Origin of the sequence: Amycolatopsis sp. NPDC058986 (assembly GCF_042741125.1) — a bacterium.
In the GTDB taxonomy this organism is placed as follows: domain Bacteria; phylum Actinomycetota; class Actinomycetes; order Mycobacteriales; family Pseudonocardiaceae; genus Amycolatopsis.
In genome coordinates, this window is sequence record NZ_JBHYJW010000016.1 from 11,238 (window position 1) to 25,304 (window position 14,067).

At 70.5% G+C, this 14,067-nt stretch carries 13 protein-coding genes; 3 read left to right on the forward strand and 10 right to left on the reverse strand.

Annotated elements, in window-relative coordinates:
- The first annotated feature begins 1 nt into the window (after nt 1).
- Genes ACFW0G_RS16455 through ACFW0G_RS16465 form a run of 3 tightly spaced genes read left to right on the forward strand, consistent with a single transcriptional unit; the run spans nt 2 to nt 3,614 of the window.
- Entirely contained in the window at nt 2-1,222 is a 1,221-nt protein-coding gene (locus ACFW0G_RS16455; RefSeq protein WP_378326094.1) for an acyl-CoA dehydrogenase family protein, read from the forward strand.
- Complete coding sequence (locus ACFW0G_RS16460) at nt 1,219-2,406, forward strand: acyl-CoA dehydrogenase family protein (protein WP_378326096.1); 1,188 nt, start codon at nt 1,219-1,221, stop codon at nt 2,404-2,406. Before ACFW0G_RS16455 ends, ACFW0G_RS16460 begins: the two co-directional genes overlap by 4 nt.
- Nucleotides 2,403-3,614 carry an acyl-CoA dehydrogenase family protein gene (locus tag ACFW0G_RS16465; protein ID WP_378326097.1) on the forward strand — a complete coding sequence of 404 codons (1,212 nt, stop codon included), beginning with the start codon at nt 2,403-2,405 and terminating at the stop codon, nt 3,612-3,614. Before ACFW0G_RS16460 ends, ACFW0G_RS16465 begins: the two co-directional genes overlap by 4 nt.
- Before the next feature lie 54 nt (nt 3,615-3,668).
- Here the strand turns inward: ACFW0G_RS16465 and ACFW0G_RS16470 are convergent, their stop codons facing one another.
- From ACFW0G_RS16470 to ACFW0G_RS16515, 10 genes are all read right to left on the reverse strand, one after another.
- Nucleotides 3,669-4,514: a helix-turn-helix domain-containing protein gene (locus ACFW0G_RS16470; protein WP_378326098.1), complete on the reverse strand. Its 846-nt coding sequence runs from the start codon at nt 4,512-4,514 to the stop codon at nt 3,669-3,671.
- A gap of 86 nt (nt 4,515-4,600) precedes the next feature.
- The gene (locus ACFW0G_RS16475) at nt 4,601-5,239 is read right to left on the reverse strand and encodes a TetR/AcrR family transcriptional regulator (protein ID WP_378326099.1); all 639 of its coding nucleotides are present in this window, start codon (nt 5,237-5,239) and stop codon (nt 4,601-4,603) included.
- A 62-nt stretch (nt 5,240-5,301) separates the two neighbouring features.
- The gene (locus ACFW0G_RS16480) at nt 5,302-6,273 is read right to left on the reverse strand and encodes a phosphotriesterase (protein WP_378326100.1); all 972 of its coding nucleotides are present in this window, start codon (nt 6,271-6,273) and stop codon (nt 5,302-5,304) included.
- Between the two features lie 5 nt (nt 6,274-6,278).
- The gene (locus tag ACFW0G_RS16485; protein WP_378326101.1) at nt 6,279-7,934 is read right to left on the reverse strand and encodes an AMP-binding protein; all 1,656 of its coding nucleotides are present in this window, start codon (nt 7,932-7,934) and stop codon (nt 6,279-6,281) included.
- A gap of 87 nt (nt 7,935-8,021) precedes the next feature.
- On the reverse strand, nt 8,022-9,041 hold the full coding sequence (locus tag ACFW0G_RS16490) for an NADase-type glycan-binding domain-containing protein (protein ID WP_378326102.1): 1,020 nt from the start codon (nt 9,039-9,041) through the stop codon (nt 8,022-8,024).
- Nucleotides 9,038-9,565: a phage tail protein gene (locus tag ACFW0G_RS16495; protein ID WP_378326103.1), complete on the reverse strand. Its 528-nt coding sequence runs from the start codon at nt 9,563-9,565 to the stop codon at nt 9,038-9,040. Before ACFW0G_RS16495 ends, ACFW0G_RS16490 begins: the two co-directional genes overlap by 4 nt.
- Nucleotides 9,565-11,514: a putative baseplate assembly protein gene (locus tag ACFW0G_RS16500; protein ID WP_378326104.1), complete on the reverse strand. Its 1,950-nt coding sequence runs from the start codon at nt 11,512-11,514 to the stop codon at nt 9,565-9,567. The genes ACFW0G_RS16495 and ACFW0G_RS16500 overlap by 1 nt, the downstream gene beginning before the upstream one ends.
- Nucleotides 11,511-11,927, reverse strand: a complete 417-nt coding sequence (locus ACFW0G_RS16505; protein WP_378326105.1) for a GPW/gp25 family protein — start codon at nt 11,925-11,927, stop codon at nt 11,511-11,513. Before ACFW0G_RS16505 ends, ACFW0G_RS16500 begins: the two co-directional genes overlap by 4 nt.
- Nucleotides 11,927-12,274 carry a PAAR domain-containing protein gene (locus ACFW0G_RS16510; protein WP_378326106.1) on the reverse strand — a complete coding sequence of 116 codons (348 nt, stop codon included), beginning with the start codon at nt 12,272-12,274 and terminating at the stop codon, nt 11,927-11,929. The genes ACFW0G_RS16505 and ACFW0G_RS16510 overlap by 1 nt, the downstream gene beginning before the upstream one ends.
- 41 nt (nt 12,275-12,315) lie before the next feature.
- On the reverse strand, nt 12,316-14,067 hold the full coding sequence (locus ACFW0G_RS16515) for a VgrG-related protein (protein WP_378326107.1): 1,752 nt from the start codon (nt 14,065-14,067) through the stop codon (nt 12,316-12,318).

Genomic DNA, 14,067 nt, shown 5'->3' on the forward strand with positions numbered 1-14,067 from the left:
CGTGGATTTCGCCTTTGACGCCAAGACCGAGGAACTGCGCGGCAAGCTCCTCGACTTCATGGACTCGCACATCTACCCCGCCGAGCCGGTCTTCGAAGAGCAGCTCGCGGCCGCCACCGACCCCTGGGCCACCGCCCCGATCGTCGAGGACCTCAAGAAGGCCGCCAGGGAACGCGGCCTGTGGAACTTCTTCCTCCCCGGCGACCATGGCGCGGGCCTGACGAACCTCCAGTACGCCCCGCTCGCGGAGATCACCGGCCGCAGCATCCGGCTGGCGCCCACCGCGCTGAACTGCGCCGCGCCGGACACCGGGAACATGGAGGTGCTCTCCATGTTCGGCTCGGACGAGCAGAAGAAGCAGTGGCTGGAACCGTTGCTGGAGGGCGAGATCCGGTCGGCGTTCGCGATGACCGAGCCCGACGTCGCCTCCTCGGACGCGCGCAACATCTCCACCAGCATCCGCCGCGATGGCGACGAGTACGTCATCAACGGCCGCAAATGGTACATCTCCGGCGCGATGAACCCGAACTGCAGGATCTTCATCGTGATGGGCAAGACCGATCCGGACGCCGCCCCGCATCAGCAGCAGAGCATGATCCTGGTCCCGCGTGACACGCCGGGCCTGACGATCAAGCGCGGTATGCACGTGTTCGGCTACACCGACGGCGATCACGGCGGCCACGCCGAGGTCCTGTTCGACGACGTCCGCGTGCCCGCCGAGAACCTGATCGCCGCGGAGGGCGCCGGGTTCGCCATCGCGCAGGCACGGCTCGGCCCCGGCCGGATCCACCACTGCATGCGGGCGATCGGGATGGCCGAGCGCGCGCTGGAGATGATGTGCCGCCGCACGATGTCGCGGGAGGCGTTCGGCAAGCCGATCGCCGAGCAGGGCGTGGTGCAGGACTGGATCGCCGAGTCGCGGGTGCGCATCGAGCAGCAGCGGCTGCTGGTGCTCAAGACCGCGTGGCTGATGGACACCGTGGGCAACCAGGGCGCGCACACCGAGATCCAGGCGATCAAGATCTCCACGCCGATCACCGTCGAGTGGATCGTCGACAAGGCGATCCAGGCACACGGCGCGGGCGGGGTCAGCCAGGACTTCGGGCTCGCCGAGATGTGGGCCGGGGTGCGCACGCTGCGGCTGGCCGACGGCCCGGACGAGGTGCACAAGCGCTCGCTGGCGCGGCGTGAGCTGAAGAAGTACCGGACGGAGGCTCGATGAGCACGATCACCGCTGACAACCTGCGCGGGCGGGTCGCGGATTTCCTTGCCGCACATGACTTTTCGACCATGGAACGGCTGGAGTTCCTGCGGGCGCGGTTCGACGCCGGGCTCGCCTGGGTCCACTTCCCCGAGGGCCTCGGCGGGCTCGGCGCGGCGCGGGCACTGCAGTCCGTTGTGGACGAAGAGTTCGCCGCGGCTGGCGCGCCGGACAACGACCCGCGCAAGAACGTCATCGGGCTCGGCATGGCCGCGCCGACCATCCTCGCCTTCGGCACGCCGGACCAGCGCTCCCGCTACCTCCGTCCACTGTGGACCGGCGAGGAGATCTGGTGCCAGCTGTTCAGCGAGCCGGGCGCGGGATCCGATCTCGCGGCGCTGGGTACCAGGGCGGTGCGGGACGGCGACGACTGGGTCGTGACGGGCCAGAAGGTGTGGACCTCCGGCGCGCATATGGCACGCTGGGCCATCCTGGTCACCCGCACCGACCCGGACATCCCGAAGCACCAGGGCATGACGTACTTCCTGTGCGACATGACCGCGCCGGGCGTCGAGGTCCGGCCGCTGCGCCAGATCACCGGCGAGGCGGAGTTCAACGAGGTTTTCCTCACCCAGGTGCGGATCCCGGACGCGCAGCGGATCGGCGCCGTCGGCGAGGGCTGGAAGGTCGCGCAGACCACGCTGATGAACGAGCGGGTCGCGATCGGCGGCACGGTGTATCCGCGTGAGGGCGGGATGATCGCCCCGGTCGTGAAGACCTGGCGGGAACGTCCCGAACTGCGCACGCCGGAGCTTCAGGACCGGCTGGTGAAGCTGTGGGTGGAGGCGGAAACGCTGCGGCTGGCCGGGACCCGGCTGCGGCAGCAGCTCGCCTCGGGGGCGCCGGGGCCGGAGGGTTCGGCGATGAAGGTCGCGTTCTCCGAGCTGAACCAGGCGGTGTCCGGGCTGGAGATCGAACTGCTCGGCGAGGACGGACTGACCTACGACGACTGGACGTTCCGGCGTTCGGAGTCGGTCGACTTCACCCGCCGCAGCCCCGGATACCGCTATCTGCGGGCGAAGGGCAACTCGATCGAGGGCGGCACCTCGGAGGTGCTGCGCAACATCATCTCCGAACGTGTCCTCGGCATGCCGTCGGAACCGCGTGTGGACAAGGACGTCGCCTGGAAGGACCTTCCCCGATGAGCGAGGCGCGCGAGCCCGAGGTACTTACTACCGCCGAGGGCGCATCAGCAGAGCCCGAGGTACTTACTACCGCCGAGGGCGCATCAGCAGAGCCGGATCTGCTCTATTCCGAGGTCGAGGAGGACCTGCGGGCGAGCGTGCGGGATCTGCTCACCGACCAGGCGTCCCCGGCGGCGGTGCTGAAGCGGGCCGAGACGGCCGAACCGTACGACCTGAAGCTGTGGCGCACCCTCGCCGCGGACCTCGGCGCCGCCGGGCTCGCGGTGCCGGAGGAACTGGGCGGGCACGGCGCGTCGGCGCGGGAGGTCGCGGTGGTGCTGGAGGAACTCGGCCGGTCGGTGGCACCGGTGCCGTTCCTGGGCAGTGTCGTGCTCGCGACGTCGGCGCTGCTCGGCGCGGACACGACGGACGCCGTGGTCGGCGAGCTGCTCCCCCGCCTCGCGGCCGGTGACCTGATCGGTGCGCTGGCCGTGCCGCTGACCACCGCCCCGGACGCGGAATTCCCTTCCGCCGTCACGGTGAACGCCGACGGGTCGCTGAGCGGCCGGGTCGGCAAGGTGGCGGACGCGTCGGCCGCGGAACTGCTCGTGGTCCCGGCCATCGGGCCGGACGGACCGGGGCTCTACGCGGTCGAAACGGCGTCCTCGGGTGTTTCGGTGACGGAGCTGGTGTCGCTGGATCTGACCCGGCGGGTCGCCGACGTCGTCCTGGACAACGCGCCCGCGCGGGTCGTGGCTTCCGGCACCCACGCTCCGGCGGCGTTGACGTACGCGCTGACCACGGCGGCGGGGCTGCTCGCGTCGGAACAGCTCGGCATCACCGAATGGGCGCTGACGGAGACCGCGGAGTACCTCAAGACGCGTTACCAGTTCGGCCGTCCGGTGGGTTCCTTCCAGTCGCTGAAACACCGGCTGGCCGATCTGTACACCGATCTGGTGAACGCCAGGGCCGCCGCGCGCTACGCGGCCGACGCGCTCGCCACCGGCAGCGAGGACGTCCCGGTCGCGGTCGCCGTCGCCCAGGCCTCGGGCGCCCCGATCGCGGTGCACGCGGTCGAGGAGGCCGTCCAGCTACACGGCGGGATCGGCATGACGTGGGAACACCCGGCGCATCTGTACCTCAAGCGCGCCAAGGCCGACGAACTCGCGCTCGGCACCCCCGCCCGGCACCGGGCCCGGCTCGCCCAGCTGGTCGACCTGCCCGCGTGAGCTGAAGGGGACTTTCCTCGCATCGCATGTGAGGAAAGTCCCCTTCAGCTCGTCTCACGCACGGAAAGTCCCCTTCAGCTCTTGGAGCCGCACGCGGGATTCCTTTTCGGACAACGAATTCGCGAGCAGCTGCCGGGACAGATCCTGGTAGAGCCGGACGCCTTCGGAATCGTGCATGAACGTCCGCACGAAATGGTTTTCCAGGAAGATCGCCGGGGAGAACCCGTCGAACTCGTAGCGCACGTAGTTCCCGTGCATGCCCCCGTGGAAACCGGTCCCGGTGGGCACGATCCGCAGCACGACGTTGTCGAGTTCGCTCAGCGCCAGCAGGTGGTCGCACTGCCGCGTCATCGCCTCGGCGTCGCCGACGCGGATTTCGAGGGCGTGTTCGCTGATGAGGGCGAGCAGTTTCACCGGATCGGGCCGGGTGAGGACCTCCTGCCTGCCGAGGCTGAGCACGAGCCGGGTGTCGATCTCCTCCGGGCCGATCACGGTCTTGGTCCACAGTTCGCGGGCGTATTCGGCGGTCTGGAGCAGTTCCGGCAGGACCATCAGCGACCACGCGGTGACCCGCTCCGCGGCCCGCTCGTAGCCGAGCGCGGTCCGCTGTGCCAGCGGCAGCCGTCCGGCCAGGGTCGCCAGCCAGTCGGTCTCCCCCGCGTGCCGCGCCAGCCGCAGGGTCTGTTCGTAGCGCCGGCCGGTGACCTCGAGCGCGCCGAGCAGCCGCACGACCTGTTCCGGGCTCGGCACCTCGGTTCCCCGTTCCCAGGCGGCCAGTGCCGACGGCGCGATGCCGAGCATGGCCGCCAGCCGGTCCGGTGCGACCTCGAGGTCCAGGCGGACGCCGCGCAGGGCCGCGGACAGGGCCCTGGCGCACGGGGAAGCGGTCTTCGGTTCCATGCGGTAAGCGTACGAACACCGTCTATTCCCTGATCGGGCCACGGAGTTACGACTCGTACACACCCCGGCCCGGCACCGGGGCCCGCTCAGGAACGGCCGGGCGGCCGGATGGCGTCGAGGAGGAGGTCGGCGTAGTGGTCGCCGATCTGCCGGGCCGACAGCGAACCGCCGCGCCGGTACCACGAACCGAGGTGGTGCACCGAGCCGAAGAAGAAGTCGACGATCACGTCGGCGGGCTTGTCCGAGCGGAACTCGCCGGACGCCTGTCCTTCCTCGATCATCGAGCGGAACCGCTCGTGGTACTTGCGCCGCTCGGCCCGCACCGCCTTCTGTTTCTCGGCGCTGAGCTGGTGCATCGACTGCAGGAAGATCGTGTTGTCGTCCAGGTTGTCGATGCTGCTCACGACGACGTCCGAAGCGGCGGCGGCCAGGCGTTCACGCAGGGGCGCGTCACTGGAGGCGACGCCTTCGAGCTGCTTCGTCTGCTCGCGCAGCACGCGGGCGTAGATCTCGTAGAGCAGGTCGTCCTTGGAGCCGAAGTAGTGGTACATCGCCCCCTTGGTGACGCCGGCCGCCTCGACGATCTCCTGCACCGACGTGCGGTCGAAGCCCTTCTTGGCGAACAGTTTCGTGGCGTGCTGGAGCAGCCGCCGGGGCACCGCGGCCTGGTCTTCGCCCGGTGTTCCGGCCGCGTCGCCCGTTTTGCGGGCAGTCGCTCTGGTCACGGCCCGACCCCCTTCGTGGTACTGGGACGATCAGCATACCGGCTGGTCGGTCCCCCGCCCGGTCACCCACCGCCCAGGAAGCGCCTCGGGGTGTCGACCAGCATCGTGGTGATGTCCTCCTCCGGCACGCCACGCTCGCGCAACGCGGGCAGGACGTCCTTGACGATGTGCAGGAAATGCCAGTTCGGCGCCAGCGACGGGATCTTGTCGTAGTCGACCCAGTCGATGTAGCAGGACGCGTCGTGCGAGAGCACCATGCTGCTCGCGTAGCCGTGTGCGCACATCGCCGCGACGGTCGCGACCCGTTCTTCGAAGGACAGCAGCTGGTCGAGCCCGAAGCGGTCCATGCCGAGCAGCGACCCGCGATCGGCGAGCGCCTTCAGGTAGTCCAGATCCGTACTGTCGCCGGAATGGCCGATCAGCACCCGGCGCAGATCGACGCCCTCGGACGCGAAGACGTCCTGCTGGTCCAGGCCACGCCGGGTCCCCGCGTGCGTGTGGGTCATGATCGGCACCCCGGTTTCGAGGTGTGCCATGGCCACCGCGCGCAGGACCCGTTCCACGCCCGGCGTCAGGCCGGGCTCGTCGGTGGCGCATTTGAGGATTCCCGCCTTGACACCGGTGTCCGCGATGCCGTTCCTGATGTCCCCGGTGAACATCCCGACGAGCGGTTCGTCCCCGTCGAACATCGTCCCGGGCCCGCGGAGGCGCAGGTAGTGCGGGACGTCGTTGTAGGTGTAGAGCCCGGTCGCGACCACGATCGAGAGGTCGACCTCGGCGGCCACGCGTTGTACGCGCGGGATGTAGCGGCCCAGTCCGATGACGGTGGGATCCACGATCGTGTCGATCCCCGCCGCTTTCAGTTCCCGAAGCCGCCGGATCGCTTCGGCAACGTGTTCCTCTTCGTGGAAACCGCCGTGCTCGGGGTAGTTCGCCATGAATTCGGGGCTCAGCACGAACAGGTGCTCGTGCATGAGCACCCGGCCCAGCGCACCAGCGTCCACCGGCCCGCGCACGGTCTCGACGACGGCCATCGGCGCTACCCCCTCGCCCGCAGTTCGCGGCGGAGGATCTTGCCGCTCACGGTTTTCGGCAGTTCGCCGAGTACTTCGATCGTCCGCGGATATTTGAACGCCGCGAGCCGTTCCTTGCAGTAGGCCACGAGTTCCCGCGGATCGGCGGTCACCCCGGGTGTCGCGCTGACGTAGGCCTTCACGCTTTCCCCGCGATAGGCGTCCGGCACGCCGACGACGGCGGCTTCGCGCACGGCGGGATGCGTGTAGAGGACGTCCTCGACCTCGCGGGGCCACACCTTGAACCCGGAGGCGTTGATCATGTCCTTCTTGCGGTCCACGACGTAGACCCAGCCGCGTTCGTCCATGAACCCGATGTCGCCGGTCAGCAGCATTCCACCGGGCAGCGCGGTTTCCGTCGCTTCGGGCTGGTTCCAGTACCCGGACACGACCATCGGGCCTTCGACCGCGATCTCCCCCGCCTGCCCGAACGGCAGCTCGCGGTACTCGTCGTCGAGGATGCGCACGAGTGCGCCCGGCACGGGCAGGCCGATCGAGATCGTCCCCGACTCCGGGTCGATCGGCGCTTCGAGGGAGCCTGGCACGGTAACGCAGCCCGCGGTCGTCTCGGTGAGGCCGTAACCGTTGTGGATGTAGTGCCCGAACTTCTCCCGGAATCCCTCGACGATCGCGGGCGGCAGCGCGGCGCCGCCGGAATAGAGCAGCCGGAACGACGCGAAATGCTCACGGGTGACGCCGGGATGCGCCATCAGCGCCATGTACGCCGTCGACGGGCCGACCGTGTAAACCGGCTTGTGTTCCAGGAACGCGTCAAGCACGACGCCGGGGTCGAACCGGTAGGCCAGCGACAGCGTTCCGGCGATGTCGATCGCCGACGCGAGTTCGCAGACCATGCCGGTGATGTGGAACAGCGGCGCGAGCGCGAACAGTGTCTCACCCTCGGGCAGCCCGCTGAACACACGCAGCGTCGCGGCGTTCGTGCCGATATTGCCGTGGGTGTTGGTCGCGCCCTTCGGTTTGCCGCTCGTGCCGGAGGTGTAGCTGATCAGCGCGACGTCGTCGAGGGCGAAGCCGGGGTCGGGCAGGCGCGGGCCGGTGCTCGCGCGGGCGACCGCCAGCAGGTCGTCGGCGCCGGGCGTCGGCTCGCGCTTCACCTTGCCGAGCACGCGCGGATCGTCACGGGTCTGGAATTCGAGTTCGCTCGTGGTCAGCGCGATTTCCACCGGGGTGCCCGGGACGACCTCGGCGAGGTAGCGGTTCCACGCGCCCTGCGAGCACACGACCGCCTTCACGTGTGCGTCGGTCAGTACGTGGGTCAGCTCGGCCGCGCGGTACATGGGATTGACCGGGACGACGATGCCGCCCGCCTTCCAGGCGCCGAACAGGGCGAGGACGAACTGCGGGATGTTCTGCAGCACGATCGCGAGCCGGTCGCCGTGCCCGAAACCGGACGCGCGCAGATGCCTTGCGATGCCGTCGGAAAGCTCGTCGACGTCCTGATAGGACAGTGCGGCGTCGAAGTACGCGATGGCGGTGTTGCCCGGTGCGCGTTCGACGCTCCGCCGGAACGTCTCCGGCAGCGTGGTCGCCTCGACCGGCCCGGCGGCTTTCATCCGTTCGTCGTAGCTCGCGAGCCACGGCTTGTCCTCGTACCAGCTCACCCAGTGACCTCCTTTGGACACCGACCAGTCGGTATGCCGACGCTAGAAGCCGATCGCGACGACGTCAAGCCGCCGATCTCGCGTGATTCAGCAGCGGCCGAAGAATTCCACCTCGCCGAGGGCGACCAGCTTTCCGGGACCGGCGCCATAGGCCCCGGCGATGGTGAGCCGGATGCCGGTCACGTCGGAGATCGCCAGCGCGGTGTGCTGTGGCCCCGGCTGGTCGGCCAGCCGCAGGGTGGTGTTCTGCTGCCTCCCGTCCTCGGTGATCGCGGTGAGTTCGAGTTCCGACGGCCGGGCCTGGGTGTTGAAGACCTCCCGTTCGGCCGACGCCCCGTCGTTCACCACGACGTCGAGCAGCCGGCACGGGCGCCCGAACTTCGCGTCCAGATGTTCCCCTTGCGCGGGCGCGGGTTTCGCGGGTGCCCAGAACCTGTTGGTGAACCCGTCCATGGCCAGCTTCGCCGGATGCCCGTCGGCCTCGCTGGAGGCGGTGAGCGTCTCGGGGGTGAGGGCCACCGGCGTGGTGGTCTTGTCCTTCACCGCGGTCACGACGTCCGGTCCGTAGCGGACCGCCGCGCCCACCAGCAGCGCCAGGATCACCAGCACCAGCAGGAAGACCGGGAAGCGGATCCGCCTGCCCCGGAATCGTGGCAGGCGCAGGCGCCGCCACCACGGGATCCGCCGGACCTCGACCGCGGTTTCGCCGAGGACCGCGCCGCAGCGACGGCAGAACCGGCGGCCCGGCGCGTTGGGGGTACCGCAGTTCGGGCACGGGCGGTCGTCCGGGCCGACCGGGACCTCGGCGTCACCCGGGGCGCGGACGACGGGGCGCTTCTCGACCGGTTTGCCCGGTCGCACGGCCCCCGGCTGCTCGACGCCCGGTTGCCCTGCCCGCGGCTGCTCGGTACCTGGCTGCGCGACGTCCGGCTGCCGGTCGTCGACCGGAGCGGGAGCGGCAGGGGTGGGTTCCACCGCGGGCGCGGCCGGTTCGGGTGGCTTGTTCCAGTCCAGATAGGCCCCGCAGTTCCCGCAGAACGCCTCCCCCTCGGTCACCGGCGACCCGCACACCTCGCACCGCCGCACCGTCCCACCGACCGCGTTCATGCTGACAGCCCTCCGATTTCCACGGTGAACGGCACATGCGCCGGACAGGATTCGGCGACCACATGCTCGACGTCGTGCCGCCGGACGGCAGCCGGATCCGGTACCCGCAACCGGATCGACAGCATCGGCGCGGCGGGCGCGGGCAGCGCCGAGCCCGCGGTTTCCGACCAGCTCACCCCGCCCGGATCCGCGATGTCGACCTCGCCGCCGAACTCCGAGCGCAGCCGTTCGGCCAGCCCGCTCCTGGTTCCCCGCCGCCGATGCCGCGCCACCGCACGAGCCACCGGTTCCCGCTCGGACGGCCGGTCGGCGGCCACCCAGAACCCGAGCAGCGGCAGGAAATCCACTGGGGCCAGCGCGGGGTCGAAATAGGCGTGGAGGTTGTCCAGTACCGACAGCACCGGCGCCAGCACCTCGTCCAGTCCGGCCGTGAAGTGCTGCGCGAGCCGATCACCGGCGTACAGCCCGGGCAGTTGTTCCCCGAGCGGGTACCGGCTGGGCAGGCCGGGCACCGAAGCACGCATCAGGCGCCCTCCGTGACGGTGACCTGGTGCTGGTAGGAGAAGATCAGCGCGGTGCGGGAGATCTCCAGCACGTTCACCGGTTCCCCGCGCCTGCCGGTGATCGGGTCCGCGGGGAACATCCGCAGTTCGTCCACAACGGACACTCCGGGCGCCGCGGCGAGCACGGCGTGGACCTCGCCGAACTGCACCGGCCGCCCGAACGGCCAGCCCGTCCCGTCCGGCCCGCCCCGCACCGGGTTGAGGTACCGGTACAGCGCGTCCAGCGCCGACCGCCGGGCCTGGTCGGCCGAACCGGACGCGCGCAACCGCGCCACCACCGTCAGGCCCTGGTAGTACGGCGGTTCGACAAGCACCCGGGTGCCGACCAGCCTGCGTTCGTCGAGGCTCCCGGCGACCGCGGCGAGCATTTCCCTGGGCGGGATCAGCTGTTCGAGCCGCAGTTCGTCACCGACGTCGGCGGTCGCGTCAGGGACGACGAGCACCCGCACCGCCGGTCCGCCGGGGCCGGCGTCCGCGGCGGGCACGCACCGGACCCTGGCCGCCGCGGGCGCGGCGCCGCGCGCGATCAGCTCGAAATCATCCACCGTGACCGCGCGTTCCTGGGTGCGCAACGCCAGCGGCCCGCGCAGTTTGGCCGCTTCGACCGTCTCGCCGTCGACGCCGCCGCTCGCCGCCTCCCGGTTCTCCACCCACGCGACGTAGGGCACCGAGCTGCGCAGCACCGAAATCGCCCGGCGCGCGACATTGCCCGCCCGGCCACCGCCGGTCCGGTAACGCCGGACCCGGAGCACCGCGCCCTTCGGCGGCACCGCGCCGTAGTACCGGATCGTGCCGTCCGGCTCACGCACCGCGGGCCCGAAGGCGAATTCGCCGCCGGTGGCGTCCAGCACCACGTGCCGGTCGGTGGCCGAGGACGCCCCGAAATGGTCCACAGTGGACCATTCCTGCCAGCCGTCTCCTTCGGATACCTCCACCACCACCGGGGCGCCATCGGTCAGCACCGGTGGTCTGCTGACCGGGAAGCGTTGTCCCGCAACGCCTTCGGATTCGCCGATGACCTCGCCGAGGACGGTCTCCGCGTGTTCGGCGACGATCGTGCCGCCGATGGTGAACACCTCGGCCGCGCTGACCGTCGGCGACTCGGAGTAGAAGGGCTGCCCCGCCGCGGGTTCCACCACCCGGCAGCGCAGCCAGCCCGCCCGCGCCCCCGCGATCACCGACGCGGTGTGCGAGGCGGGCATGTGCAGCACGACGTCGCCCGGCCGGTTCAGCCCGCCGGTGCCGTCGGAGTCCACTTCGCACGGTGCCCAGCCGCCGCCGTCCCACGCCTCCCAGACCAGCGGTGGCTGGCGGGGATCCACGCCGACGCCCTCGACCTTGCTGTCCAGCCGGATCACCACCACGCAGCGGGGCACCGCGGCCGACAGCCCGAGCACCATGGTGTCCCCCACCGCGGGAGACGTCGCGAAGCAGGCCACGTCCTGGCCCGAGAGCAGGTCGTCGGTCCGGTCGGCCGGGGACCCACCGGCCGCGCCGGTCACCAATTTCTCCAGCGCGCAGGGCACCACGACCAGATCGTCCACGGTCGCGAAGGAAACCGCCTCCTCGGTCTCGCTGCGCGTCGTGGTCACCTCGGTGCCCGCCCGCAGCACCACCGGCTCCGGCTGCGGCGCGGACAGCCAGAAGGTGACGTCGGCGCGCGCGGCCGCCGGCGGGAACAACCGCACCCCGAGCAGTTCGAGGAACGCCAGGTAGTTGCGCTCGGGGACGCGGTTGAGCCGGTAGATCAGCTGATCGACCATGTGCGCGAAGGTTTCGATGAGGGTGACCCCGGGATCGGACACGTTGTGGTCCGTCCACTCCGGACTGCGCCGCTGCACGTAACGCTTCGCCTCGTCGACCAGCTGCTGGAACCGCCGGTCGTCCAGATTGGGGGCAGGCAGGGTCATGAAAGCTCGCTCGGCTCGTCGTGGGCTGGGATGACGTAGAAGGGGAAGACGAGGTTGCGTGGATTGTTGCTTTCCCGGATCCGGTAACGGATGTCGATGTAGAGGATCCCGCTGTCCACCGCGTCGTAGGCGACCGCGACGTCGTCGAGCTCGATCCGCGGCTCCCACCGTTCCAGCGCGATCCGCACCTCGTAGGCGATCCGCCCCGCGGTGGCGCCGTCGCTCGGCGCGAACACGTGCTCGTGCACCCCGCAGCCGAACTCCGGGCGCATCGGCCGCTCGCCGGGCGCGGTGCCGAGGATCAGCCGGATCGACTCCTCGATCTCCTGCTCGCCGGTCACGGTCGCGATGCCGCCGGTGGCGTCGGCCCGGAGCGGGAACGCCCACCCCCGGCCGATGAACCGGTCGCTCATCACCTGCCCCCGATCAATACGGTCCGCGCCCCGCTGCTGATGACGGCCTTGCAAGCGGTTTTGTCGCCCACCGCGGCGAGCGGGCGGCCACCGACGAGCACACGCCTGGTCGCGACCTCCGGCCCCGGCACGACGACGTTGGCGGGTCCCAGGAGCCGGTGCTGGGGCGGGACGTTGCAGCCGTTCATCGTGCCGGGGCCGACGACCGCCGCCGGCCTCCCCTCGATGAGCACGGCCGGCACTCCGGCGCCCTGGAGTGCGCCCGTCGGCGGCCCGGCCGCCAAGCCCAGCTTCGCCCCCGCGTCGACGTGGCTGGTCGCGTCCGTGATCCTGGCTGCGGGTGGCATCGCTCTCTCTCCTTTGTGGACGATCATTGTGGACGGTGTGGTCAGTTGAGGCGGATGACGCCTGCCCTGACCGTTGCCTCGGTGCCGCCGTTGACGCGCACCCCGGTGCTGCCGTTGATCGACACCGATTTCCCGCGCAACGACAGATGCCCCGCGCCGGCGTCGATCTCCACCCCGGTTCCGGTGATCTGGACGTACTTGCCGGCCTCGATCTGCACGCTGCCGTCGCTGCGCACCACGATCTTGGTGCCCTGCCGGTCGAGGTCGACCTCGAGTTTCCCGTCCCCGGTGCGCAGCTTCACCCCGCGCGGCCCGCCCTGGGTGTCCAGCAGTTCGACCCGGTCGCCACCGCGGGTCCCGAACGACCGGCGGTTGACCTTGCCGCTGGCCCGGTCCACCAGCGGGCCGTCGTGCGGCGACGGGAGGTCCACGCCGTTGTAGAGCCCGCCGAGCACGTACGGCTTGTCCAGCAGGCCCTGCTCGAAACCGACCAGGACCTCGTCGTTGACGTCCGGGCAGACCACACCCCCGCCACCGACACCGCCGAACTGCACGGTGCGGACCCAGTCGGTGACGTATTCGTCGTCCAGCCACGGGAAACACAGTTTCACCATGCCCGGCCCGTTCGCCGGTCGCCGCTGGACCTCGGTGACCTTGCCGATCGCCAGGCCGGGAATCCGCGGCGGGTCCGGCGGCCCCGCCACGGCGAGCCCCGCCAGCGACCGGTCCTCGGCGCCGCTGACCGTCACCGTGGTGCGATATCCGTTGCCCGGCTCGAAAACGTGACGGCTGGCGGTGGCCGTGTAGCGCCCGGAAAAGCTCGGGCCGAGGTTGCCCAGCGCGACGGGCACCCCGGCACGCAGATGCGGGTTGCCCTCGCAGACCGCCTCGACCTCGCCGAATCCGGCCGCCGCCGCGGTGGCCTGCGCGGCCGAAGCGGTGTCCACTTCGGACTGTGTCCGGTACGCGCCGTCGGTGACCAGCAGTTCGCCCGCCCCGCCGAACCGCGCGCTCGACTGTCCCGAGGACATCCCGGCCTGCACCGTCTTGGAGGTGGCCGCCCTGGTCCGCTTCACCAGCGGCCGTTTCGTGGTGACGTCCCAGCCGCGGACCGTCACGGTGTCCACCTGTTCGGCGGTGGACAGCCCGACCCGCACCGAAAACAGGTTCTCCCCGTATTGCAGCACCTGGTGATTCAGCCTCGCCGAGAACCGGGGTGACGGCGCCTTCGCGGCCGGGTCGGGCGCGGTGAAGTCGAGGCGGCCCTCGTCGTCGACCCTGACCACGGCGCCGTGTTCGGCGGCGAGCAGGCGGAGGAACTCCCAGTCGGTCATGTTCGCCTGGGAGATCTGCTGGTAGGCCGGGCCGGGCGCGCGCACCTTCCCGACGCCGAGCCCGGCGTTCTTGGCGATCTGGCGCACGATGTCGGCCGCGGTCATGTTCCGGAACGCGAGCACCCGGCGGCGCCGCATCAGCCGGTGCGCGCGATCGGCCGCGCGCAGCACGGTGAACGTGCCGGTCTCGTCGGATTCGGTCTCCAGCCCGATGATCTCCCCGGCGAACAACGGCAGCTGGGTGTTGTCCGCGACCGTGGTCACCGAGACCGTCAGCGGGGAGCCGATGGTGATGCCGGTGTCGGCGAGCAGGTCGTGATCGGGATCCCGGAAGGTCAGCACCGCGACCGCGGGCAGGTTCACCGCGTCGTCCACAATGCACTGGACGAGCTGTTCGGCCCAGACCGGCGCCAGCGGGCCGGGAGTGCCGACAACGGGTTCGAGGGCGTACGCGCGCAC

What these genes read in the sequence shown, in the direction of transcription:
- ACFW0G_RS16460 (WP_378326096.1), top strand. Translation starts at nt 1,219, where the DNA reads ATGAGCACGATCACCGCTGACAACCTGCGCGGGCGGGTCGCGGATTTC.
- ACFW0G_RS16465 (WP_378326097.1), top strand. Translation starts at nt 2,403, where the DNA reads ATGAGCGAGGCGCGCGAGCCCGAGGTACTTACTACCGCCGAGGGCGCA.
- ACFW0G_RS16470 (WP_378326098.1), bottom strand. Translation starts at nt 4,514, where the DNA reads ATGGAACCGAAGACCGCTTCCCCGTGCGCCAGGGCCCTGTCCGCGGCC.
- ACFW0G_RS16480 (WP_378326100.1), bottom strand. Translation starts at nt 6,273, where the DNA reads ATGGCCGTCGTCGAGACCGTGCGCGGGCCGGTGGACGCTGGTGCGCTG.
- ACFW0G_RS16490 (WP_378326102.1), bottom strand. Translation starts at nt 9,041, where the DNA reads ATGAACGCGGTCGGTGGGACGGTGCGGCGGTGCGAGGTGTGCGGGTCG.
- ACFW0G_RS16495 (WP_378326103.1), bottom strand. Translation starts at nt 9,565, where the DNA reads ATGCGTGCTTCGGTGCCCGGCCTGCCCAGCCGGTACCCGCTCGGGGAA.
- ACFW0G_RS16500 (WP_378326104.1), bottom strand. Translation starts at nt 11,514, where the DNA reads ATGACCCTGCCTGCCCCCAATCTGGACGACCGGCGGTTCCAGCAGCTG.
- ACFW0G_RS16505 (WP_378326105.1), bottom strand. Translation starts at nt 11,927, where the DNA reads ATGAGCGACCGGTTCATCGGCCGGGGGTGGGCGTTCCCGCTCCGGGCC.
- ACFW0G_RS16510 (WP_378326106.1), bottom strand. Translation starts at nt 12,274, where the DNA reads ATGCCACCCGCAGCCAGGATCACGGACGCGACCAGCCACGTCGACGCG.